Source organism: Enterococcus sp. AZ089, from assembly GCF_050547225.1.
GTDB lineage: Bacteria > Bacillota > Bacilli > Lactobacillales > Enterococcaceae > Enterococcus_D > Enterococcus_D entomosocium.
Genome location: NZ_CP172954.1, coordinates 2,845,627 through 2,870,585 on the forward strand (window position 1 = coordinate 2,845,627; position 24,959 = coordinate 2,870,585).

Below are 24,959 nucleotides of genomic sequence, written 5' to 3' on the forward strand. Positions count from 1 at the left end.
TATGAGCTGCTTTTCTCTTTTCATAGTAAACTTGACCTACATTTCTAACAATTGACTTTTTTTGAATTCTTTGATATCAAGCGTTAGATTAGGGTTTTCATTTGCTTGTTTCCATTTTTTCTTTTCTGATTTCTCACTACCTGTCTCGTCTCACTTGACTATTACTCCATTTTATTAGCTGAAAAAAATTATTGAAAAAGAAAAAGGTTGAGAGCAAGATCCACTCAACCTTCTTCGACTGTCGTTATTGTGCTTGATGAAGGGCATTCGTTTCTTCCATCAGCTGCGTGCCTCCTTGATTCTTCCAAAGTTCGATCGCAGCTTCCCAACCCGCTTCATCGATTTGTCCTGCGATAAATTGAACCCGCGCATCACTAATGATCTGATCAAGCTGTGCCCCTTTTGTTACATACGTATCTGTATTATAGGAGGCTGCTGGGTTAAAGACAGCGTGCTCTAAATCAGCTTCCATCAATGACAATCGTTTTTCATAGCTTTCAGTAGCCGCTTCTGTATCAGGCTTAGCAATATAGTACAGGGTATCTTCCGTTACATTCATCCCAATTTGTGAGTACCCTTTGACCGCATTGGCTAACGCTTCAGCTTCTGATCCTTCTAGTGCGACGGACATTCCATCCACTACTTCAAAATTGATTCCTTCGATTCCGTTGTTCAGCAATACCTGTGCTTCTTTATCATTTAATTTATCAAGGAACGTCAACACCTCTTTTAGATGTTCCTCTGTCTGGACACTCGACTTAGGAATCGCCAAGAAACCAGAATAGCCATCTGTCGGTAACGCATTCATCGTACCGCTATTATCTTTTAAATTCCCTGTAAAGACGACGAGGTCTTCTTCTCCAGCTTGCAATAATTTATTACTGATTTGTGCTGCTCGTGAATACGTATCAATAATGATCCCACCACGTCCATTGATAAACGGCTCATCCCATTTATCTGCTGCCATGGTTGCAAAATCACGATTGACATAGCCTTGTTCCACCATATCTTTAACAAATTGCATTGATTCTAGGTATTCTGGTTGCATAAAGGATGGCTCTAAAGTGCCGTCTATTTCTTTCCAAGCATTTCCTGCCCCAAACCAAGTAGCTAACACATCGTAAGGACTATTTGAATTGATCGAGCCAGGCCATTGGGGAATAATCAAACCAAACGTATCATTTTCACCATTCCCATCGGGATCGTTCTCAGTAAATGCTTTGGCAATCTCATAAAGATCATCGATCGTTTCTGGTACCTCTAAGTTTAAGTTTTCTAACCAATCTTTTCGGATGATCACCGCCGTCCGCATCGCATCACGTTTCCGATAAATTCCGTACACTTTGCCATTCACAGAAGAATTACGCAAAACATCCTCGTTAGACTGAGAGAGATTAGGATAATCAGCTAAATAGTCGGTCAAATCCCAAAAAGCCCCATTTTCTGCTGACTTGATAAATCCTCCTGATTTTCCTTGAATGACCATCACTTCTGGAATATCATCTGAAGCTAACGTAATATTCATTTTATCCTCATAGGATGTATTGGGTGCCCAGGTAATATCAATGTTTTTGCCAGTGTAAGCTTCTAATTGTTTCAAAATCTCGTTGTCACTTGCAGGTGGTTCAGTTTCAATGTACGGCGATAAAATCGAAATCGTATCATAATCTGTTGTGGAACCTGCTTCCTCCTTCCCACATGCCGACAAAAAGGCGACTGATAGTAACCCCAAACCAAGAATCGTACTTAATTTTTTCACTACTTTTCCTCCTTAGATTTTGTTGTTGAGCTCGATTAAATAAACCGCTTTCAATACCAAAAGCATAACGAAAAGCAGGATTTCCAGCAATTGACATTTTTTGTTAATCGTTGATATATGGCTGGGTAGGGAGTTTTGCTCTACATTTGCAGGTATCGTAAATTATAGGAAAAAAGAATAAATAGTTCTTCGTGTTCTTAGTTCGCTCAATTAATTTAATTATCGCAGTTTTTCTGATTCCTATCATTCTTAAATTCTCGTTGTAGAAAAAGTAGCCTAAGTACTGATGTTCTTATTCGTGAGAGATTTGGAAACATCTTATCATGAAAAAAAGACCAACTCATTGGTCTTTTTTGATAATTCATCAGTTTTGTAGTACTAAGCGGATCACCACTCATTCATATCCGACAGAAAGAGTACTACCGCTCATACACATCATTTTGATCCAAGGTTGGCGCTAACGCAGTGACGATCGTTTCCACCATCTTTAAGTTTTCGACCCCTGCAATCTTGCCGAACTCGTCGGCATGGATGGAAAGATTTTTCATTGTTAGATTGCGGATCGGTTCTGCTGGGCTGGCCTCGATGAAGAAAGCACGCACGCTTTGTTGTCCTATTTTGGTAGCTTGCACGTTTTCAATATTAATGTCGCAGACCTTTGCTGGACCTACTGGAATAGCAGGTTGTGCCATCAATTTGTGCCAATAGTCGGGAATCTCTTCCGCATAATCAGCTGGCAGTTCTGGATAACTATAATCTGGGTACCAATTTGTTTGTAAGAGAAAAGGAAAGCCAACATCCTTCATCGTTAAATCCGAAGCAGTGACCTTGCGTATAAATCCACCTCGATTGTTAGCGGATTTGATCCGAAACCCTGCGCCAGTTTGCTCAAAGACGACTTTTTGGATTTTGATCTCTTCGATCCCACCTGAAGTTTCACTGCCAATGGCAATTCCTGAACCGTACCCTAACTGACAGTCTTTGATCGTGATTTTCCGACAGCTTCTTTGCTGGGCTAAGGCTTCTGCCCCACGTCCCGCCTTGATCGAGATATTGTCATCGTTGCAGGAAATGTAGGCATTTTGAATGGTGACTTCTTCACAGGAATCAATATCGATGCCATCAGTACTAGGCCCTTTTCCATTGTCTATCGTGATGCCGTCGATCAATATGTGGTGAGAATACGTGATTTGTGTATTCCAAAAACCCGACTGTACCGACGAAATATCTTTGATGGTTACTTGCTGACTTTCATAAACAAGGATATTTCGTGGACGCTTGCAATCATAATCTGCTGCCCAGCGTAAGCCTTTCTTTGCATAATCCGCCATCATCCCGCTGGCTTCATCTGTTCCCCAAAACGTTTGCCACCATGTTTCTCCACGACCATCAAGTTTCCCTTTTCCCGAGATCATGACATTTTCTGCGTGAAAAACATTGATCATCGCTGCAGGCCACTTCATATTGATCCCTGCGACCCGATTATCTACTTCGGGATAATCGGCCAGTTCTTGACTACCATACAGAATCGTATCCTCTGAGACAATCAAGTGCACATTGCTTTTTAAAAACAACGCGCCGATTTGATAGGCGCCGGGTGGTGTAATCACTGTTCCCTGCACAGTTGATGCTTGGTCAATTTCTCGTTGCAATAATTGCGTGATGTCTTCCATTCTTGCTTACCTCCTACGCTTTTGTTTTACGCTACAAATAGGTTTATCGATATCCATGACTTTTAAAAATTTGCGCATCACCAACCTTTTTTCATCTATCATTTATTTGGATAGAACTAAGTGCTTCTTACTGGCGCTGTCCATCAAGTAAAGCGTTCCTCTTGGCACATCTCGTTGTCTTTTCCCATGTGCTTTCTGGCGTCCTTTTTTCCTACATTCTTTACTATAGTCCCCTTAGTGGCAAAAGAAAGTCCTTTTTGATTTCTGAGGATCGTCTTTTTTTGTAACGTCCTTTCTTGTTAGAAAAATGCGCCTTTTTGTCTACAAAAGCAAAAAGGCGCAACCTGTCAAGGAAGGAAATAAGGTGCTTAACTAACTGTTTCTCATTGGGAAAACCAACGCAGATCATTTCCAAAAGCTTGTTCTACGTGCGTTTCTTTTGCCCCACCATGGATAGTTCGACTGTTTCTTGGCAACTTATTGCGTCACTTATGGCCACTCGATCAATGATCGCTGCCTCTTTAAAGCTGACCTCCTGACACTGTTCAAAAATCATTTTCTTTTGCCCTTTAGCTGATTCAAAGGCAACTGACTCAAAAGTAACGCGTTGGATCGGTGAAACCTGCTGTGTTTGTTCATCGACAAACCCTTTTAGCTCGACCAAAGGGTTCTGCCCTACGATACGGGTATTCTTGACCAAAATATCCGAAATGATCGGTAACTGTTGTGCTGCCTGACCATCGGCATTGTAAGCAACAGGATGAGCCATGAAACGATCCAACAGGCAATCGGTGATCGTCACTTGACGAATATAGCCACCACGATCATTCTGCGCTTTCAATTCTAGTCCATAAAGCGTATTGGTCAGTTGACAATCTCGAAAAGCGATATTTTCAACACCACCAGATTGCTCACTACCAATCGCGATGCCATGTCCCCCTCGAATAGCCAAATCAAACAGCCGAATATTTTTCGCTGGTCTATTGATCTGATTTCCTTCTGGATTTTTGCCAGATTTGATTGCGATACAATCATCGCCCGTATCAAAAACGGTGTCAAAAATCAGCAAATTTTGCGAAGAATCTGGGTCCCAACCATCGCCATTGTCGATGCCTTTGGACTGAATAGTCACCCCATGGGTCACAACGGTGTCACAGTAAATCATATGAACAGTCCAGCATGGTGGATCACTCAACGTCAGCTCTGTCAAATGGATGTTTTTGGCCTGCATCATACAGATCAAACGTCCCCTTACTCGTCTTCCAGGTTTTCCATCAGAAACATATTCTGGATACTGTTCACGGTCTGCATAAGGGTTTCGCATCGCTAGTCCTAATGGATTCCCGCCACCAATGATCGTTCCTTTGCCACAAAGACGGACATTTTCACAAACGATACGCCCTCGATCGCCCCGATCGATATACCCAATGTTGATCAATGAACGAAAACAAAACAATTCCCAGCCTTCATAACGGCTTAATGGCAACCCCTCTTGATTCACGCTTCCTAAATAATCGTGAGGGGCAACCCGATACGTTTCTATGTCGAGGCTTGCTTGCAATGTGCCATCTACCTGAAAAATCATATTGCTTTTTAGCTCCAACGCACCGGAAAGGATCACCGCCCCTGTTGGGATCCAGACTGTGCCGTTGCTAGGACAATCGTTGATCGCTTGCTGGAGAATGGCGGTACTATCTTCTTTGCCTTCGCTATCAGCATGGTATGGTGCTTGCGTAACATCTAACACAACACTTTTTTTCTTTGTACGAAAGGTCGTCGTGACTGCGGTATTTGTAAGCAGACATCCCTGAAGATCGAGGCAGATGATCGTTACTTGATACGTTTGATCGGCAGATAAGTTTGTCAACGTCCAATGCGTCTTGTTTGTTGGTCTGGTTTGGATCAAATCGTTGTCTAAAAACAATTGATAACCAAAAATAGCTTGAGCGTGCAGCGGCTTCTCCCAAATAAGGGTCGCTTGATGAGCGCCGATCGTGCTTGGTACGACATGAAAATCAATTACTTGAAATGGTTCCATCGGTTTGTCCTTTCTTCAACGAATTCATTCAATAGAAAAAAGATATTCCAAAACAGCGAATATCTTTTTCCATACTTATTTAAGACCAGTCGTGCTGATGCCTTCAACAATGTATTTTTGGAAAATAAAGAAAATGATCAACACAGGCAGCAAGGAGACCACAGACATCGCGAACATGGCTCCCCAATTGGAGGTGCTGCTAGCATCCAGGAACTGCTTCAAGGCAATCGATACCGTGTAGTTTTGCGGACGTGTGAGGTACAGCATCGGTCCGATCAGTTCTTCCCATTTCCAATAGAAAGAGAAGATCGCAGCGTTTGCCAAGGAAGGCTTCATCAACGGTAGAATCACGCGGAAGAAAATACCGACCCGTCCACAGCCGTCCATTTTTGCTGCTTCATCTAAATCTGTCGGGATCGCAGAGACGAATTGGACCATCATGAAAATAAAGAAGGCTTGTCCGAAGTATGAAGGAACGGTCACTGGACGAATCGAGTTAAGCCAGCCTAATTGATTAAACCAAAGATACTGAGGCACCATGATGATCTCTTGCGGTAGCATCATCGTGACCAAGATACAAGCAAACCAAAAGCCTTTTCCTTTGAAAGGAATCCGACCAAATCCATAAGAAATGACAGCCGAAGAACAGACCGCCCCTACCATTGAAATCAACGCGATTTGCAATGAGTTGAAAATATAGCGAATGAAGGGAATCCCTGCGATCCCTTCAAACCCCTTGGTAAAGTTTTCTAACGTCCAGCTGCGGGGGATCAACTCCGTTGCCGTTCGAAAAATGTCACTACTAGGTTTAAAGGCACTAAACAGCAGCCAGAAAATCGGATAAAGCATCAGTAATGCAGCAACTAAGATCACGGCATCAAAGAAATAATTTTGTTTTTGTTCACGCATCAATCAAACCTCCTCGTTTTCTTTAAACACCCAAAATTTCGATGTTGCGAACAACAGAATCGTAATCAACCCAACGATGACCAGTAAAATCCACGCTAAGGCTGAAGCATAGCCCATTTTGAAATCGGTAAAGGCTCGTTGATACATGTACAAGGAATAGACTAACGTGCCGTTACGGGGTGAACCCGTCCCATTCGAAATGATAAACGCAGGTGTAAAGGTCAAAAAGGCCATGATCGTTTGATAGATCAGATTGAAAAAGATGATTGGCGTCAGGACTGGGACCGTGATATTGAAAAACTGTCTGATTTTTCCTGCCCCATCAATTTCCGCCGCTTCGTAATAATCTTTCGGAATATTTTTCAAACCGGATAAGAAAATCAACATCGACGAGCCAAATTGCCACGCTGCTAATAAAATCAAGGTCATCAACGCTAAGCCAGGACTTTTAAAGAAGTAGATCGGGTCTAAGCCGATCGCCGCTAGCACGCCATTGATCAACCCTGAATCGCCAAAAAGATTCCGCCACATGATCGATACCGCCACGCTCCCACCTAAAATCGAAGGGATATAAAATAATACCCGATAAGCGCCGCTTAATTTCGATGGGCGGTTGATCAGCATCGCCACTGCTAATGCGACGATCAGCCGTAAAGGGACTGCCAACACAACATATTTCAGCGTAACAGTCAGTGACTGAACAAACTTGGGATCATTCGTAAAAATCGTTATAAAGTTATTCCAGCCAACAAATTGCGCCTCTGTCAATAGATCATAGTCATGAAAAGACATAAAAAGAGAAATCCCCATCGGGACGATTATAAAAGCAAAAAAGCCAATGATGAAGGGTGAGATAAATAAGTAGCCTGTAACCATATTCTGTTTTGATTCTGGTAATCGATTAAACCAGCTTTTGAGTTTCCCAGGTTCTTTGGCCGTGGGTGATTTTGATTGTAGTTCCATAATTTTCACTTCCTACCTCCTATAGTTGATTACGCTTACAAGTTGATTTTAACGAAGTACTTCTTAAGAATGAATAGAAAAAAAAGCACAGAAATGTGAAAAACTAGAGGACCTATATTTTTTTCCTCCAGTGCTTCTCCTAAAAAAACGCCTTTACTGAAAAAGTCAGTAAAGGCGCCGCATCTATGCTTATTGATAGTTTTCTGCAAAAATTTCTTCGCAGCGTTGCGTAAAGGCATCATAAGTTTCTTCTGGTGTCATCGTGCCATAAGTGATCTCTGCGTACAGCTCTTTAAAGTACGTGTTGATTTCAGCAAACCCAATTGGTGGGATTGGGGATGGATCACCGACGATGTCTGCAATATCATCTAAGAAATCAGAGGACTCTTGTTCTTCTGGTGTCATGTCGGCATAAAGCAATTCTTTGATGGCATCATTGGAAGGAATTCCCCGCTCAGTACCGATGATCTTATTGGCTTCTTCACTATTCACTAAAAAGTCAACAAACTTCGCAGCTGCTTCTTTTGATTCAGAAGCATTCGCGATCGAATAAAAGAACCCTGGTCGATACGCCATCGCCCCGTTTTCTGAGTCAAAAGGACGAGCCAAATTGATTTCGACATCTTCTGCGGCGGAGGCTTTATAGGTCAAGTATTGATTGGACCAAGTCATCATATAAGCTGCTTTTCCTTGTGAAAACGGATATTGATCCATACTGTTGGCATTGCTAGTCACTTCTGCGGTTGGCATTGCTTTGGCTTCCGTAAGATCTGCGATAGCCCCCATAAATTCAACCCAGTTTTCTTTGGTAAAACCGATCTCTGGTTTGCCGTCTGCATCGTATTGGTATAGATCTTCGCCTTTAGTACGTAAAAAGTATTGCAAAATCGTACTGTTGTCATTGTTATCGTTCCAACCGTAATCACCTGTTGCTTCAGCGATCGCTGCCGTACTTTCTACAAGGTCATCGAAGGTATAATTGCTAAAGTCAATCCCAGTGCCCCCTTGTTCTACCAATGATGGATTGTAGAGCATCGCCATAGTATTGACAGAAGTTGGTATGCCGAAAACGTTTCCATCTAACTCGCCTGTTGCTAAAATCGATTCTTTGATATCATCGGTTTGAATCTCATTGCCGATAAATTCCGACATATCTGCTAATTGATTTTTCGTTCCATATTGCGCAATGTACTGCACATCCATCTGGATCACATCAGGTAATTCTCCAGAAGCCGCTTTTGTCGCTAGTTTTTTCCAATGGTCATCCCAAGAACCATATTCATATTCAACTTTGATGTCAGGATTTTGTTTCTCAAATTCTTTGATCGATTCGATATACTTCTCGTGTCTGACTTCTGAGCCCCACCAGGTAAAGGAAATCGTCGTTTTCCCATCTGCATCAGCTTCTGAGCTTCCGCTACTATTGCCGTTATTGCCACAAGCTGCTAAGGTCGCACCAAGAAACAACAAGCTCGCTGCTTTTAAAAAAGTTTTCTTCATTCTTCTACACTCCTTTTTGTTTGCGCTTACAAGGTGATTGTAATGGAAATCCTCGTTAATAAAAATGAAAAAACAAGAGCAAATATGTGAAAAACTAGACTGTCGTTTTTGCTGAAGGCTAAGCCTTCACGGGCAATAGCTAGAAAAAAATAGAAAAACAGATGAAAAATGTAAAAAAACAGACATGCTCTATTTTTTCCAATATACTATGCTATACTAGCGTTGAAAAGGCTTACTTTTCAAAAAACAAGGTAGGTGGAAACAATGAAAAAAATACAAACCGGACTGTTTCGTCTTTTTACGGTAACAGCTTATTTTGCTAAATTAAACCTTTTATGGCTTTTCTTTACCCTTTTAGGGTTGGGGATTTTTGGCTTCGGTCCTGCCACCGCTGTCACGATCAAATGTTTACATGATTTTCGTAAAACTGGTCATGACTATTCAGCTGTTGCCTTCTGGCAAGCCTACAAGCAAGCCTTTCGCACCTTTTCCCTTTTTGGCATTGGACTATTAAGTACAGTACTCCTGTTGTTGTTTAACTTACGGATTACTCATTTTTTCCCGACTGAAATGGCTTGGCTGCGTCCTGTCTATTTACTTTTAACGATTCTCCTCCTTTACACTGCATTCATCAGCTTTATGACCTATGCCAAAGCCGAACAACACGCTTGGAAACAGACCTTGTACGTCAGTATCTTTCTAGTCTTTCGCTACCCACTGCAAGGCCTTGCCTTGTTGTTTACCTGGTATTTATTGTTTCTCTTATTGACTGCCAAAACCTCTTTGTTACTCGTCTTTGGACTGGTGATTTTCTTGTTCTTCGCTGAATTTTTTCATGGTCAGATGATTGAAAAAACCAAACAATTGCAAGCAAAGCGAGGCAGTGTCCATGAAGTCCCAGAAGCTGATCAATCACTTTAAAAAGCAGCCTTTTGAGCGACAGTTACATTTTGTCTTTTTTGCGACGGTGGCAATTATCGTCTCATTGGCTGTTCTCCTGACCTTAGTTTGGCGACAAGTCTACATGGCGCAACTGAAAGAAGCCGCGTATAAAGATGTCTCGATCATTTCAACAAATATCGCCAAGCGTTTAACTGCCGTCGAAACCCTCTCTTTTCGCATTATCGATAGTGCACCGATCCAAAATGGCCTACAAAGGATCTTGGCACAAGATTCCTTGCAATCCTTAGAGGCGATCGACCAAAAGAATGCCTTAAGTGCAGAAATCAACGCCCTCGTACGCAATGAATCAACGATTCAAAACGTCTATCTCTTTACCCCAACGAACGAAAACATGATCAACTTTCTAGCCGAGACCGACCATATCTTTAATGGCCAAACCATCAAAGATATGATCGAGACTTTGCCCGATAAGCCTGCCAAAGGGAGTTGGTTTTTTGCAAAGGACCTTTCTCAAGGTGTCTACCTGCGAAAAATCTATTCAACAGCCGATCTTTCTTTAACCTATATTGGTACGGTGATATTTCTAGTGAATACGTCCTTCTTTCGTAACGAGATCGAAAGTCTTCCCATTGTCTCCGAACAAAACCAATTTTTCATGGCGTATCAGAACCAATTTTATAGTACCGCAAATGACGAGCAAACCCTCGCTGCGGATCAAAATACCTTGCAGCAAAAAATGGAAACCTTCCAGCGATCGATCGGCTCCATGACGTTTGATAATCGCCAGTACTACTACGCAATGGATCGGAAGACGATGCCGAATATGACCTTCATTTATTTACTGCCTGAAAATCAAGTCTTAGCTGATCTTTATAAACTACAAGGCCTTTCCATCGCTGTGAGTTTGCCTTTTTTATGTTTGATTATTGTTGTGATTCGGAAAATAAGCAATCAGCTGACCCGCCCTTTAGCTGACTTGGCTTCGCAAATGGCCGTTCTGCGGAAAACGAAAAAACTGGCCTCTTTAAAGACCCTCGCTGTCCCAGAAAATAGTCAAGAAGAGATCATGGTCCTTTATGAAAGCTACAATACGATGATCGATGAATTAAATGCCTTGATCAAGGACAATTATGAAATGCGTATATTGTCCCAAGAAATCGAATTTAAAGGATTGCAAGCGCAATTAGATCCACATTTTCTATACAATACGTTAGACTCGATCAACTGGATCGCCATTGAAAATCAGCAGTGGCAGATCTCAGAGATGGTCACCTCCCTTGCCTATTTGTTTCGAAAAAAAATCGATACCAAGTCTGACTTCACAACGCTACAAGATGAATTAGATATCGTGCACGCCTATATCAATATTCAAAACGTTCGCTTCGGGAAACGGATCGAGTATATCGAAGTAATTTTGGTGAATGACTTGTCCTTTAAGATTCCTAAGTTACTGATTCAACCATTGATTGAAAATGTCTTTAAATACGCCGTCAATGATATGAAGGAGACGTGTCGCCTCGTCCTTACGATTGAACAACAAGCAACCTTTCTCCAAGTCAGTGTCTCTGACAATGGCCCTGGTTTTAAAGCCAACTTCTCGATTGAAAAAGAAGGCGGCATCGGATTGACCAATATTCAAAAACGATTGCAACTGCATTATGGTGATCAAGCGTCCTTAGCCATCGTCTCCTCGATTCCCTTCAAAAAGACGACGGTGCGCTTTGTGATCCCCTTAAAAGGAGTGAGTGAAACATGAAAAATATCCTCGTTGTTGACGATGAACCCTTGATAGCAAATGGTGTGGCTAACCTCGTTGCTTCTTTTGATTTCCCATTAGTGGTCAAAGGAATTTACACAGACAGTGAAGAAGCCTTGGCATTTTGTCAGCAAAACACCATCGACATCGTGATTACCGACATCAATATGCCTAAAGTCAATGGACTTGCCTTGATCAAAAAATTAAAAGCCATCAATCCTGCGATTCAAATCATTATTTTGACAGGCTTTGGCAGCTTCTCCTTTGCCAAAGAAGCGATGGCTTTAGGGGTCAAATTTTTCCTTGAAAAACCTGTTTTTCCGAGCAAGCTTTCAGAAGCGTTGGCTGAGACGATCGAACGTTCTGAACGTCGTCAAATGGAATCTACCCTCTATTTAAAACAACAAATTGAACAATACATCAATAGCTGCGGAGAAGAACCGCTGCCTGAATCGTTCGTTTTTCCATTTTGTATGTACTTATTTGATTCGAAATTCTATCACGCCATCGCCAAGCGGATCGAAAGCTATGAGAACCATCACGAGTTGGTGATCGGTCATCAAAACAAAGTTGGCTATATCCTGAACTTCAGTACGGAAAATACCTTTAATCTCTTTTTTAAAACGAAGGTACAGGCTGCGCATCTAGGAAAAGGGATCGCCATCAATTGCTGGGTCGAAACCCCCGAAAAATTTTTACTCAGTTATCATTTAGGCAAGCGGAACTTGGATAAGGAGTTTTATTTTGATACCTTTGAAGTCATCCAAGAAGCCCAAATCTCACAAGAAAATGTCTATGAAAATAGTCTCTATATGGAATACCGTGAAAAACTTTTGGCATTGATCGACAAAGGCGAACTGACTTTAGCCCAAGTTCTTACGGAAAACTTTTTTTCTACCTGTCGCATGGAGCTTTACCCTGTCCAACTATTGCGGCTGCAGGTCAACGATTTGTTATCGGCAATTTTTGAAAACCATCGCATCAAAAAAGACATCTACTTTGATGACTATTCCCCAAAGATCATGCTCTTGAATAATTGGCACGAACTCCAGTTTATGCTGCTTCACTGTATCGATTTGATGCGGGGCAGCTTAGACGATAGCGAGAACATGCAGCTGTCCCAAAAAGTCAACCTGATCATCGAAGAATATTATGACCATGAAGCATTGTCATTGAAATGGATCGCCACCCATCTTTTGTACTTAAATCCTGAATACTTAGGAAAAACCTATTACAAAGAAACCGGGATTCGCTTCAATCAAAAATTAGCCGAATACCGCATCCAAAAAGCACAAGAACTGCTGAAGAAAAACTACAAAGTCTACGAAGTGGCAGCGATGACGGGCTTTAGTAATGCCCCCGAATATTTTGTTCAAACGTTTAAAAAGATTACCGGTATGACACCAAAGAAATTTTTGAAGCAGCAAGAAAAAGCACTTCTCTCTTAACGTTTCTTCTATCCGAAATGACTGTGTTGCTATTTCAACAAAAGAGGTAGTCCGCTCACATTCGTGAGCGAACTACCTCTTTGACTAACCAGTAATTGATGTCAAACAATTGATGCGACCGTGTTCGTTTTAAGAAATAAACATTTTTGTCTAGCTTACAGCGTAAAGACTTCCTTTAACTCCTGTGTCACTGGCGAATCATCCGGATTTGTTTCCATAAGTTCTGCCATGTACTGCCACCATTTTTGGTTGATCTCGGTTGCCGCTAACTGCTGCCAGCGGGTTTCATCTTCAATCTCAAGGTAGCCAAACAACGCAAGGCTTTCTGGATCTAAGAAAATCTGGTAGCTTTTCGCCCCGTGTGCTATGAGCTGCTCTTTTAGTTCTGGCCATAGTTCGCGATGCCGTTTTTCATATTCTGCTTCATAACCAGGATGTAGCTTCATCCGAATCGCTTTTTTGATCATCTTTGTCTGCTCCTCTCTTTATTACGTAAGGTGTTTAACTTAACAAAATGAAACCAATAGTTCAGTAAATGCTAAAACTGTCAGTGATTGCCCGTAAGGCATTGCTGTAATCGCGATGTTTTTGTAGTACGCCAAGTCTTCTCCCATTCCAGTACCGATGGAAACATTTTGGACTTCTCCATCTTCTGCGACTTGTTCGATCAAACCGGCTAACGCTTTATAGGCAACATCTTCCCAAGCTTTGTCAATGTAACGCTTATGAACGGCTTTTAAAATCCCATAGGCAAAACCAGCCGTCGCAGAAGCCTCCACATACGAGCTAGGATCATCTAACAAGGTGTGCCACAAACCACTTTCATCTTGCATTTCTTGCAAGGCAGCTAGTTGGTCTAAGAGGGTATTGATCAAGAAGCCTCGTAACGCATCTCCTTCTTGCAAGTCGAGAATGTCAATGATCTCAGGAATCGCAATGGTGATCCAGCAGTTGCCTCTTGCCCAAAGCGCTTGCGCATAATTGTGGCGTTCTTCAAAGGTCCAGCCGTGGAACCAAAGACCAGTTTTTTTATCAACTAAGTATTTGATATGGATCATAAATTGTTGTTTTGCTTCTTCGATATAGGCCGGACGATTCAGCAACATGCCAATTTTCGCCAAAGGCAAAGCGGTCATCATCAAGGTATCGTCCCAAAGCTGGTTGCGATTTTCTGGTCCATAGGTCGCATGCTGCAGACCATTTTCATCGGTTCGCGGCATATCATGCATGACCCATTCCGCCCATTGTTCAAGGTACGGCAAGTAACGAGAATCTTTGGTGTCTTCATAAAGATACGCCATTGCCAAAAGCGGCGCCATCGTGTTGACATTTTTAGGCGGCGCGCCTTCTAACATCCGCTGCTCAAACCATTCTTCCACAACTTGGAGCGCTTTGGGATTTTTGGTGATTTGGTAGTTTTTATAAATGCCGTATAGTCCCACCCCTTGCGGCCAGTTCCAAATCCCCCAGCTTTTATCATCAACGATCAAGCCGTCAAAGTCTAATAGAAATTCGCCATTATCATCCTTGATCGTCGTTAAATTTTCGATCATGCGATCAATTTTTTCTTCTACAACACGTTTTTCCACAAATAACTGTTCTAAAATCACCATTGGGTTCATCCTCTCATTTCTCTTTGATAGATTGATCGTAACACGCTTACATTTACACAAAAATAGCAGTTATTGACACTTTACTATCTATTCTTGTATGATAAAAACAAACGAGTACGAAAGGAGCCAATCATGGAGAAGCAAAGTGCGGATACGATGATCAACGATCGTTTTGAGGCCTTTCATATCAAAGACATCGTAGAAGAAAACAATACCCTTTATCATTACCATAGTTTTTATGAGATTCACTGTACCTTAAAAGGATCAGCGGTCTTCTTTATCGATGGCGGAGAATTCCCTCTAGAACCTGGTACGATCATCTTGATTCCTCCAAACGTCTTGCATCGAATCGTTCATCAAACTTCTGATTTTTTCGAGCGAACCTACCTGTATATCAATCCTAGTTATCTCGCTGCCCTCTCCACTACCCAAACAGATCTCACTGCCTGTTTTCGTAGCAACGGCGGCATCAACAGTCGTATTTTATCGATCGATGCCGACCAACTAGACCAGCTATTGCGTCCTTTACGCAAAAAAACGGATAGCAATTATGGCACCGACTTACTTTATCAAAATCATTTGATTGCGTTTTTGATTTCCATCAATACGATTGCCTATCAGGAAAAAGAACCGCTATTTTTATCCGACTCACTCTATAAAAATAAAGACATTTTGGCTGCTATTACCTATATCAATCAGCATTTGACCGCTGATCTCTCCTTAGAGACCGTCGCCAAAGCCCTTTTCATGAGCCCATACTCGCTTTCAAGGACCTTCAAAAAAGAAACTGGCGTCGCCTTTCATGCCTATGTGGTAAAGAAACGACTCTTAAAGAGCAAAGAAATTTTACGTAAAACCAGAAGCGCCACCGCCACGTTCGAAGCTTGCGGCTTCAACTCCTATACCCATTTTTTACGCTGCTTTAAACAAGAATTTCAGCTGACACCAAAAGAATTTTTACAAGAAGAAGCCCAAAATCAGTTTGTCCGTTTTACGCATTTTGCAGGGAAAAAATAGCAAGCCGTTGCAAAGCGCCAATCATTGGCTCGTGAAAAAAGAGTTGCTGCTTCCCTTTCCTGATGTTAGATGACACAATACAAAAAGAATGACACGAGGAAATGTGTCATTCTTTTTGTATGCTATAAAACTTCCCCATTTGAAGCGATCACTTTTTTATACCACTCAAAGGATTTTTTCTTGGTTCGTTTCAAGGTGCCGTTGCCTTGATCATCTCGATCCACATAGATAAAGCCATAGCGTTTACTCATTTGACCGGTACTGGCTGCTACAAGATCAATACAACCCCAAGTAGTATAACCAAGTAGTTCCACGCCATCGATCATCACCGCATCTTTGAAGGCTTGAATATGTTTTTTTAAATAGTTGATCCGATAATCGTCTGCGACAAACCCGTTCTCATCAGGGGTATCGATCGCCCCTAACCCATTTTCTACGATAAACAACGGTTTTTGATAGCGATCATACAATTGATTCAATGAATTTCTCAGTCCTAACGGATCAATCTGCCACCCCCACTCAGTCGATGGTAGATGTTCATTTTTAATTGATGGAAAGAGATTCCCGGTCGCTTGCGCATAGTCTTCTGGATGGGCACTGACCGTTCGCGAACAGTAATAAGAAAAACTGACAAAATCAACAGGAGAAGCCGCTAAAATCGCCTCGTCTTCAGGTGTCATTTTGATCGTTAAGCCTTCTCGCTCAAATTTTTTCAAGGCATAATTGGGGTATTTGCCTCGGGCTTGCACATCGATAAAGAAATAGCCTTCGCGATCACGATTGATTGCTTCTTGGTAATCTTCAGGTCGGCAAGTATAAGGATAATGACTGCCGCCAGCCAGCATACAGCCGACTTGATTGGTCGGATCGATCTCATGAGCTTTTTTGGTTGCTAAGGCACTGGCGACTAACTGATGATGCGCTGCTTGGTATTTGATTTCTTGACGATTGTCCCCTTCTTTAAAGACGATCCCGCCACCTACAAAAGGCTGATGCAGCAAAATATTGATTTCATTGATCGTCAGCCAATATTTGACCAACCCGCGATAGCGCTGGAAGACGGTTTCCGCATAGGTCACATAGAAATCAATGAGCCGACGATTTTTCCAGCCCCCAAATTCCTTGATCAAATGCAGCGGAACATCGAAGTGGGCAATCGTGACCAATGGCTCGATTTGATGTTTTCTCAATTCTTTGAAGATTTTCTCATAAAAAAGCAGTCCTTCTTCGTTGGGCGCTTCGTCATTGCCATTTGGAAAAATCCTTGACCAAGAAAGTGACATCCGATACACTTTGAAACCCATTTCGGCAAAAAGGGCAATATCTTCCATATAATGGTGATACATATCAATGGCCGTTTGGGCTGGATAAAAAGAATCTTCCTGCCATTCTAACATCTCCAACTTACCAGCAGCGACTCTTGCGCGATCAGGACCAGTTGGTAAGAGGTCGACATTTGATAAGCCACGTCCTCCTGCTAATACACCACCTTCTGCTTGATTGGCAGCCGTTGCACCGCCCCATAAAAAATCATCTGATAATCCCATGTTATTTCCTCCTAAACTTTGACCACAAGTACTTCCTCTTCTTTAGCTACCAAACCTTCTTTCACACGTTCGACTGCGGTATATTGTGGTGTATTGGTAACGATGATCGGTACTTGTGTGACATATCCTGCAGCTTTTATCTGCGGTACATCAAACGTCAGCAATCGCTGCCCTTTTGTAACTTTTTGCTCTGCTTCTACTAAAGCATCAAAATACTGACCATTTAGTTCCACTGTGTCTAAACCGACATGGATCAACAATTCGATTCCGGTGTCTGAAACCAAGCCAATCGCGTGTTTGGTAGGAAAAACAGCAGCGACTTTTCCATCAAAAGGCGCAATGACTTCACCGATGGGTTCATCGACGGCAAATCCTTTTCCGAGTGCTTCAGAAGCAAATGCGTCATCTTTGACTTGATTCAACGGAATCACGATTCCCGGTACAGGATTGATCAAGCCGGTATCTTCTAGTACTACTGCTTTCATCTCCGGAACATCAATTGTCACTTTTGTTTCATATTTGAAACTTAAGACATAGGTAACGGCCCCACTCACCACAGCTGCAATCACCAATGCGATAATGATGTTCCAAAAATAGCGCATCGTATCATCACCGATATATAGTAAGACTGCTGGGAGACCAGACGAACCGGTCGCAAAGCGATGCGTATTGGTCAAGCCAGCATACAAACCACCAGAAGCCCCACCAATCATTGCCGCAACCAACGGATATTTTTTGGGCAAATTGATGCCATATAAAGCGGGTTCGGTAATCCCCATGTAGGCAGTGATTGCCCCTGATACCGCCAACTGCTTAGTTTTTTTCTCTTTCGTACGCAATGCGACAACTGCTACTGCGGTTGCTTGAGCAATGTTTGAGACCAATGCCCCTGGACCAAAAATACTGTCATACCCAAGTTCTGCCATTTGCATCACCCCTAAAGGAGCAATCCCATTGTGCAATCCAAACATCACCATGATTGGCAAAAAGCCCCCAATCAAAACCGCTGGAACCCAGCTAGCATGGACACTTAAGAAGGTAAAGAATGTTGCCAAATAACCACCCAAGATACTACCGATCGGTCCAAATAGCGAGAAGGCTAATGTACCCATTATCAAGAATGTTAGCATCGGAACAAAAACCAGCTCCACTGATTTTGGAATCACTTTGTTCAAAAACTTTTCGACATACGATTGGAAAAAAATCACGATCAGGATCGGAATGACTGATCCCGTATAATTTGCTAATGTAAAAGGAATAACCCCAAAAAAGTGAACGGGTTCACCTGCTGTGACCAAGGCACCCCAATTAGGATGCATCATCATAGCAGCCACTGAAGCCGCTAAAATCGGATTGCATCGCAATTTTTGTGCCACAGTGAAGGCCAGGATCATTGGTAAGAAGAAGAAAACACCATCTGCAAAAAGATTCAGCATGTAATAGGTTTGCGAATCAGCCGTGATCACATCAAAAACGATCAATAAAGCCAAAACTGCCTTAACCATTCCGGCACCGGACAGTGCGGGAATAATTGGTTGAAACGTTCCTGCCACAAAATCGATCACTGCAGCTGCTGGTCCTTTTTTCTCCCCAGGTTCCGACGCCCCTGATGATTGAAGCGAAACCAATTTTGTGACTTCTTCATAGACATCTTTGACATGTGTTCCGATCACGACTTGATGTACCCCTGCGTTATTGATGTATTTGGCAACCCCATCGAGTGCCTCTAGTTCTCCTTGATCTATACGCTTTTCTTCATTGACTTTAAAGCGCAATCGGGTTTGACAGTGATAGGCATCCGTGATATTTTCTTGTCCCCCCAGATACTGGACGATTTTTTTTGCTAATGATTGATAATTTTCACTCATACATTCCACCCCTAAATAAATTTCAAAGAAAATCTATGTTGTATGTGCTTACCGGTATAACATACTGTTCTTTCTGCCAGCAATGTACCATTTATAGAGAGCGTTTCCAATATATTTTCCTAAAGACGAAATGGATTTCATCTTTTCATTAAAAACCGCTCTTTTTTCGAAATCCATTCCATTAAAAGACCAAACATCGCCTTGACGAAGCCACTAGAAACAATGATATAATTTACTAGATGATTGTGTTACTTTTGATTTATCGCGATCATAATAGGCTTTTTCAACGTAATGGACCCACCAACCGAAAAAGAGCGCCCCGATGATCCCGCAACAACGGATCAAACCACTGCTTCTTCCCCCAACCATTGAAGCAATCCTTACTGAATCAACGATTTGGTCTAGCCTGTTATGAACGGCTATTCTAGGTTGGATTTATAAAAAACAGGCGAAGGGAACGAAGAAACATGACAAACGCGAAACAAGCAATACCCCCAAAAACGATTTTCTTTCATGAAGAAGCTTTTCAAAAAACAGATCAAACGATCATTCGCTGGTTAGGAAACTCCGGTATTCTTCTAAACAGCCGTGGTACATGTATCATGGTCGATCCGGTCTTAGAAGGATTTGACCTGCCGTTACTGATCGATCTGCCAATCAAACCGGCGGCAGTCCCTCACTTAGATGCGGTATTGATCACCCATTCAGATAATGATCACTACGGCATTCCGACGATTGAAAAATTAGTCCCGGTTACCGATAGCTTCCATGGACCCAAATATGTTGCCGAACTTATGCAAGAGCACTTTCAAGTTGCTGCCCAAGGTCACGAAATCTATGATTCATTCACCGTTAAAAATTTGGAGATTTCTTTAACAAAGGCGTATCACCTTTGGCAAAATGAGACGACAAAATTTGACCGTGTCTTCCAAATTGAGGACTATTGCGGCTTTTGGATCGATACTCCGGATGGTTCCTTGTGGATTCCTGGCGATTCTCGTCTTTTACCAGAACAATTAGAGATGCCTCAACCAGATGCGATCTTATTTGACTTTAACGACAACGCTTGGCATATCGGCTTTGAGAACGCCGTGAAACTGGCAAATACCTATCCTCATGCTGAATTGATCCTCTCCCATTGGGGAACAGTGGATGCTCCGCATATCGATGCTTTTAATGGGGACCCTGAAGCTTTGTACGATCGGATCGTCAATCCGAAACGGATTCGTCTAGTTGCTGCCGGTGAGCCGATCGAATTGAAATCAACCACTTCCAACAATTTAGAATAGGAAAAAAGGACCACACCGTTTTTGGTGTGGTCCTTTTATTCTTCTGCCATCTCTTTAAACGTCGTTCTTCGACTCGTTTCTAAATAACGAGCGTTGCTGATTTTCATTTGGATATTCTCCTGATAATCGAGGGAAAAAATCTGAGCAAACAAAACCGTCAAAAGGAATTGAATCGATTCTTCTGTGGAAAAATTTCCGATTTTAGAATATAGTTTTTCTCGGCTAGCAATCGTCAAGACGATCGTCGAATAGTCCCGCAAATAGTTGTCCCCACCACTCGTAAGACTGATAATTGGCACACCATTTTTCAGCAATGTTTTCACATTTTTCATAGGATAGGTCTCTGAATTATTGCCAGAATAAGAGATAAGAATGGCACAATCCTGCGGGGTCAGCGTTTGGGAAATCAAGCCCGCTTCGTCCGTATCCGCAACAAAGGCTTTTTTATGAATCGTGTTTAAGTTGCGTTTAAACAGCTGCCCGAAATACGAATTTGGACTACGCCCATAGATGACAACGTTTTGAGCGCCATTGATTAGTCGAGCGGCTTGATTCAGGTCTTTTACCGTCATAAGTGCCGCTGTTTCTTTAATCGTCTGCATGCGCAAGTTCGCCAAGTTTTCAATGATTTCTAATGTGTCTGCCGCCTCACCAAAAGGGATATTCACATCGATCGTTGCTGAGCCATCATCAAAGTGTGCCAGTTCATGCACGAAGGCATACACAAATTCTTTCCAACCGGAAAAGCCAAAATATTTTGCAAAACGGACTAACGTCGGCTTTGAGGTATGGGTCAGTTTTGCGATTTCTTCCATAGTATACTCACTGACTTTTTCCCGATTGCCTAGTAAAAAATCACCGATCGTCCTTCTTGCATCATTTTGTTTAAACGCTGCTTCTTCAATTTTTTGAAAAAGATACATCTGGTTCTCCCTTCTGATTGCTGCTGTTAGTTTTACACGTCCCATTCATTCACGTTTCTTTCTATCTAAAAGCACTGAAAGTGATGAATTGAAGACAGAAAAGCGTGGAGCACGCCAGCGTATGCCTACCCTCGTTCAAAATACAAAAAGAATTTATTTCCCAAAAGGGCGATCATACCAATCAGACATAGCATGCCCCCTGATAAGATCATCTGCATCCCTGCTGTTTCATTGCCGCTGACTAGTATCAGCAAGCGTGATGCATAGGGTGCGAGCGTGACCCCTAAATTGTAAGCAACGATCGAGACGATCGTGCCAAACTTAGCTTCTGCTTCACCACCAGTCGTCAGCAAGTGGGTGAAAAAAGGCATGATGCTGCGAAAGGCAAAGCCTAATAATAAAGAACAACCCAAGAGTAGCCCCACTGTCTGCAATGGATAAGTCAAATAGACGCTGCTTCCTGCAAGCAATGCCGCAATGGGCAGCAACCAGCGATGTAGGCGACTGTATATCAAGCCAAAGGCATTGCCGGCGATAAATGCTCCCGTCGCAATGGCGGCAATCATGTTACTGCCTTCAGTGGCGTCCCCGATTCCTTTTTCCAATAACAATGGTGTGATCTGTAAATTGTAATTAATAAATAAGACAACGATTAGAAACAAGAGCACACCCAGAACGAATGATCGCTGTTTCCGTTCTTTTGAAACCGTGACGTTCGCCAATAACGTCTCATTAGTCACAGCCTGTGTTTCGTTTGGAATAAACAGCTGGACAAAGAAGAGACTGATCAGGGCAAAGCCATAAACCAAGAAGGACATTTCCCAACTGATTTTCACTAGCTGCCCAACCAGCAAAGTCATAAAGATACCACCTAAGCCACCGACGGCACTTTCTAATCCAAGAGCTTTGGCTTTCTTTTGCGGCTCATTTTGAAACAGCAAACTAATCATTTGAATCGCCAAACGATTGAATAAGCCGATCCCGAAGCCAAGAATCCCTCGAGAAAGAAACAAGACGGGAAAGCTCCCCTGATACCATGCCGGCAGCGTGCCAAAAACCGCCACAATGACCAAGCCGGTGACCATTGTGTATTTTTTGCCGATCCTTTTTTCGATCATGCTGGTAGTAAAAATTCCCAGTAAAAGAAACAATGATGGAATCGTGGTCAGTAACCCAATGTAGACCGCATCAACTTCTGGGAAGCTTGCCGCAATCGCTGGGACATTGGCAGAAATCGCCGGTGCCGAATAGACAACCATTGCCACCGACAGCAGTGCCAACAACTTCATAGAAAAAAATTTCATAATTACCCCTTTCCTTAAAAACACCTTTTCTTCCTTGTCTCTGAAGCCAATAGCCCAAGATGACAAAGTGATCCTTTCACTACCTTATTATTCGCTAGATTGTCCTCGTTGACCAATGCTTAACGCGCTTGGGCTTTATGCTTGAAAAGCATTGGTCTTCTGTATTTTGCTAGGTTTCTATGGCGATTGCTGGAACTCATTTATGTTTGTCTAAAAAAAAGAAACCTTGCAGTATGTTTTCTGCAAGGTTTTCTGCTTTTCATAAATCGACTGTAACTACTCAGAATGCTTTAGTGAATTGATTGCTGTAACTGTTCCATAATGTCTTTCGTAATTGTCTCAACGGTGATACCAAGTTCAGATAAAACGTCCGCTGCCCGGTAATTATCATAAAATTTCTTTTCTAAGCCATAGTTTTTGACGACAATCTCACGATCACCCAGGTAGCTGGCAATCATTTGTCCATAGCCACCCTCTCGTATGCCATCTTCCAACGTGACAACGAGTTTGTGCGATCGTGCCACAGCATCCAACAACTCTTTGTCGACCCCTGAAATAAACTTAGGATTGATCACCGTTGGCGTAATTCCATGTTGCATTTTCAATTGTTCTGCGATCTCTTCCGCTAGCGCATAAAAGTTCCCAACACCGACGATGGCTACCTGCGTGCCAGCTTGAGTCACTTCATTTTTTTGATCACTGTAGTCAGTAGAGACTGTCACTGCCATTTCGTTGACAGGTCCAACCGGTACCCGGATCGCAACTGGTGCGTTGGTTTGTTCCAGCGACCAATCCAACATTGCCAGATATTCTTCTTTAGAGGTTGGCGCAAGATAAATAAGGTTGGGAATATGTGCCAAAAATGGAATATCAAAAATTCCCAAATGGCTCTCGTCATTCATGCCGTGAATCGATGCACCATATACCAGAATCGTTCCAGGCAGATGATTTAAGGCCAAATCATGGGAAATTTGATCAAAACTACGTTGCATAAAGGTAGAAAAAACGGCCCAGACAGGTTTTGCTCCATTTTTTGCTAACCCAGCAACCATCGATACCGCATGTTCTTCTGCAATACCTACATCTACAAATTGTTTGCCTGCTTTTTCTCTTTGTTCCGGAGAAAAAAGCAGCATCGGTGTACCAGCGTTTACTGCCACGACTTTAGGATCTGACGCCATTTTTTCTAATAAATAATCCGTCGTTAAGCTATTGTACGTTACTTGATTGCCGCCAGTAGAAATATATTCGCCGGTTTCTAAATGAAAGGGACCGCCTGCATGAAACTTTTCACGATTTTCTTCCGCAAACTTGAAGCCTTTGCCTTTGATCGTATGAATGTGTAATAAAACAGGATGATCAACATCTTTCACTTTTTCAAATAAAGCAATCAAGGCAGCGAGGTCATTTCCTTCATCCAAATAGTGGTACTCAAAACCAATCGCTTTGAACAGATTGTCTGCTGCTTGCCCCTTTGTTTCCCGCAATACTCGCAAATTCTGATACATCCCCCCATGGTTTTCTGCGATCGATTGGTCATTGTCGTTGAGGACCACGATGGTATTGGTGCCTAATTCCACGATATTGTTCAAGCCTTCAAACGCTAACCCGCCTGATAGAGAACCATCACCAATCACGGCAACGACGTTATACGTTTCATTTTTTAGGTCACGGGCTTTCGCCACACCATTTGCCAACGAAACTGACGTGGAGGTATGACCGACCGTAAAGAGATCGTGCTCGCTTTCTTTCGGATTCGTGTAACCAGAAACCGCATCATACTGCGCAGCATCAAGAAAGGCATGGGCGCGTCCCGTCAACATTTTATGGATATAGGTCTGATGGGACACATCAAAAATCAGCTTATCTGTGGGGGAATCAAAGACTTTATGCAACGCAATCGTCATCTCAACCATCCCCAGATTGGGGCCATTGTGCCCCCCATGGTGACTGATTTTTTCCAATAAAGCAGTTCGTGCTTCTACTACCAGTTCTTGAAGTTGCCCACTGGTCAATTCTTTTAACGCTTTGGGGCTTTTGATTTTTTCTAATAACATGTACGTACCTCCTGTAAAAATATTCGAATGATTCGTGCGTTTACTCACAAGGAAAAAGACACGAAATCGAAATGAGTGGATCGTTCTCTAGAATGAAAAACGTGGCCATCGGAGCTAGACGCTCTTTTTAGAATTCCTGTCAAACCTAGAAATAGCAAGTTATCCTAAAGGGAAATCGTGATTTTTTGAGTTTCAACAATCGCTGCTCATTTCTTCTATCTAAAAAGATACCACCTAGAGTTCACTTTAGGTCAAGCACTTTTTGTGAATTTATTCTATTTTGATCCTATCTTTACTGCATGCCCGCCATAATGATACAAAAAAAGATAAGAAGCGCTTGCTTCTTATCTCGGATTTTACTTGTTCAATGGTCATTCTTAAGAAACCTAAAT

General features: G+C 42.3%; 19 protein-coding genes. 5 read left to right on the top strand and 14 right to left on the bottom strand.

Features of this window, described 5'->3' with window-relative positions; all coding sequences use genetic code 11:
- Positions 1-244 precede the first annotated feature (244 nt).
- The 6 genes from IGJ01_RS13095 to IGJ01_RS13120 form a co-directional block, all read right to left on the bottom strand.
- Complete coding sequence (locus tag IGJ01_RS13095) at positions 245-1,759, bottom strand: extracellular solute-binding protein (RefSeq protein WP_005234195.1); 1,515 nt, start codon at positions 1,757-1,759, stop codon at positions 245-247.
- A gap of 419 nt (positions 1,760-2,178) precedes the next feature.
- Positions 2,179-3,432, bottom strand: coding sequence for a glycoside hydrolase family 28 protein (locus IGJ01_RS13100; protein WP_016612693.1), 1,254 nt, complete (start codon positions 3,430-3,432; stop codon positions 2,179-2,181).
- 424 nt (positions 3,433-3,856) lie between these two features.
- A complete protein-coding gene (locus IGJ01_RS13105; RefSeq protein ID WP_430601166.1) occupies positions 3,857-5,470 on the bottom strand; it encodes a glycosyl hydrolase family 28 protein in 1,614 nt (537 codons plus the stop codon).
- A 75-nt stretch (positions 5,471-5,545) separates the two neighbouring features.
- Complete coding sequence (locus IGJ01_RS13110) at positions 5,546-6,379, bottom strand: carbohydrate ABC transporter permease (RefSeq protein WP_005234188.1); 834 nt, start codon at positions 6,377-6,379, stop codon at positions 5,546-5,548.
- Between the two features lie 3 nt (positions 6,380-6,382).
- Positions 6,383-7,342: a carbohydrate ABC transporter permease gene (locus IGJ01_RS13115; protein ID WP_016621592.1), complete on the bottom strand. Its 960-nt coding sequence runs from the start codon at positions 7,340-7,342 to the stop codon at positions 6,383-6,385.
- Positions 7,343-7,531: 189 nt separating this feature from the next.
- Positions 7,532-8,842, bottom strand: a complete 1,311-nt coding sequence (locus IGJ01_RS13120) for an ABC transporter substrate-binding protein (protein WP_016612696.1) — start codon at positions 8,840-8,842, stop codon at positions 7,532-7,534.
- 264 nt (positions 8,843-9,106) lie between these two features.
- Between IGJ01_RS13120 and IGJ01_RS13125 the strand changes: the two genes are divergently transcribed.
- Genes IGJ01_RS13125 through IGJ01_RS13135 form a run of 3 tightly spaced genes read left to right on the top strand, consistent with a single transcriptional unit; the run spans position 9,107 to position 12,949 of the window.
- A complete protein-coding gene (locus IGJ01_RS13125) occupies positions 9,107-9,763 on the top strand; it encodes a DUF624 domain-containing protein (protein WP_010749870.1) in 657 nt (218 codons plus the stop codon).
- Positions 9,732-11,501, top strand: a complete 1,770-nt coding sequence (locus tag IGJ01_RS13130; protein ID WP_008380747.1) for a sensor histidine kinase — start codon at positions 9,732-9,734, stop codon at positions 11,499-11,501. The genes IGJ01_RS13125 and IGJ01_RS13130 overlap by 32 nt, the downstream gene beginning before the upstream one ends.
- Positions 11,498-12,949: a response regulator transcription factor gene (locus IGJ01_RS13135; protein WP_430601167.1), complete on the top strand. Its 1,452-nt coding sequence runs from the start codon at positions 11,498-11,500 to the stop codon at positions 12,947-12,949. The genes IGJ01_RS13130 and IGJ01_RS13135 overlap by 4 nt, the downstream gene beginning before the upstream one ends.
- A 155-nt stretch (positions 12,950-13,104) precedes the next feature.
- Here the strand turns inward: IGJ01_RS13135 and rhaM are convergent, their stop codons facing one another.
- Both rhaM and IGJ01_RS13145 read right to left on the bottom strand, forming a co-directional pair.
- Complete coding sequence (gene rhaM / locus IGJ01_RS13140; protein ID WP_061053170.1) at positions 13,105-13,416, bottom strand: L-rhamnose mutarotase; 312 nt, start codon at positions 13,414-13,416, stop codon at positions 13,105-13,107.
- A gap of 39 nt (positions 13,417-13,455) precedes the next feature.
- Positions 13,456-14,562, bottom strand: a complete 1,107-nt coding sequence (locus tag IGJ01_RS13145) for a glycoside hydrolase family 88/105 protein (RefSeq protein ID WP_081117554.1) — start codon at positions 14,560-14,562, stop codon at positions 13,456-13,458.
- Between the two features lie 132 nt (positions 14,563-14,694).
- Between IGJ01_RS13145 and IGJ01_RS13150 the strand changes: the two genes are divergently transcribed.
- Positions 14,695-15,579: an AraC family transcriptional regulator gene (locus IGJ01_RS13150; RefSeq protein WP_008380738.1), complete on the top strand. Its 885-nt coding sequence runs from the start codon at positions 14,695-14,697 to the stop codon at positions 15,577-15,579.
- Between the two features lie 122 nt (positions 15,580-15,701).
- On the opposite strand, the gene IGJ01_RS13155 is transcribed toward IGJ01_RS13150, so the two are convergent.
- The 3 genes from IGJ01_RS13155 to IGJ01_RS13165 form a co-directional block, all read right to left on the bottom strand.
- Positions 15,702-17,126 carry a 6-phospho-beta-glucosidase gene (locus tag IGJ01_RS13155; RefSeq protein ID WP_430601168.1) on the bottom strand — a complete coding sequence of 475 codons (1,425 nt, stop codon included), beginning with the start codon at positions 17,124-17,126 and terminating at the stop codon, positions 15,702-15,704.
- An 11-nt stretch (positions 17,127-17,137) separates the two neighbouring features.
- On the bottom strand, positions 17,138-18,994 hold the full coding sequence (locus IGJ01_RS13160; protein WP_005234172.1) for a beta-glucoside-specific PTS transporter subunit IIABC: 1,857 nt from the start codon (positions 18,992-18,994) through the stop codon (positions 17,138-17,140).
- A gap of 213 nt (positions 18,995-19,207) precedes the next feature.
- On the bottom strand, positions 19,208-19,363 hold the full coding sequence (locus tag IGJ01_RS13165) for a hypothetical protein (RefSeq protein WP_008380736.1): 156 nt from the start codon (positions 19,361-19,363) through the stop codon (positions 19,208-19,210).
- A gap of 98 nt (positions 19,364-19,461) precedes the next feature.
- Here IGJ01_RS13165 and IGJ01_RS13170 point away from each other — a divergent pair, with 98 nt between their 5' ends.
- Complete coding sequence (locus tag IGJ01_RS13170) at positions 19,462-20,283, top strand: MBL fold metallo-hydrolase (protein WP_008380735.1); 822 nt, start codon at positions 19,462-19,464, stop codon at positions 20,281-20,283.
- A gap of 35 nt (positions 20,284-20,318) precedes the next feature.
- Here the strand turns inward: IGJ01_RS13170 and IGJ01_RS13175 are convergent, their stop codons facing one another.
- The 3 genes from IGJ01_RS13175 to IGJ01_RS13185 all read right to left on the bottom strand — a co-directional run bounded on the left by IGJ01_RS13175 (position 20,319) and on the right by IGJ01_RS13185 (position 24,567).
- Positions 20,319-21,206, bottom strand: coding sequence for a MurR/RpiR family transcriptional regulator (locus IGJ01_RS13175; protein ID WP_008380734.1), 888 nt, complete (start codon positions 21,204-21,206; stop codon positions 20,319-20,321).
- A 125-nt stretch (positions 21,207-21,331) separates the two neighbouring features.
- A complete protein-coding gene (locus IGJ01_RS13180; RefSeq protein WP_061053172.1) occupies positions 21,332-22,510 on the bottom strand; it encodes an MFS transporter in 1,179 nt (392 codons plus the stop codon).
- Positions 22,511-22,800: 290 nt separating this feature from the next.
- Positions 22,801-24,567 carry a 1-deoxy-D-xylulose-5-phosphate synthase gene (locus IGJ01_RS13185; protein WP_086332650.1) on the bottom strand — a complete coding sequence of 589 codons (1,767 nt, stop codon included), beginning with the start codon at positions 24,565-24,567 and terminating at the stop codon, positions 22,801-22,803.
- Positions 24,568-24,959 lie beyond the last annotated feature (392 nt).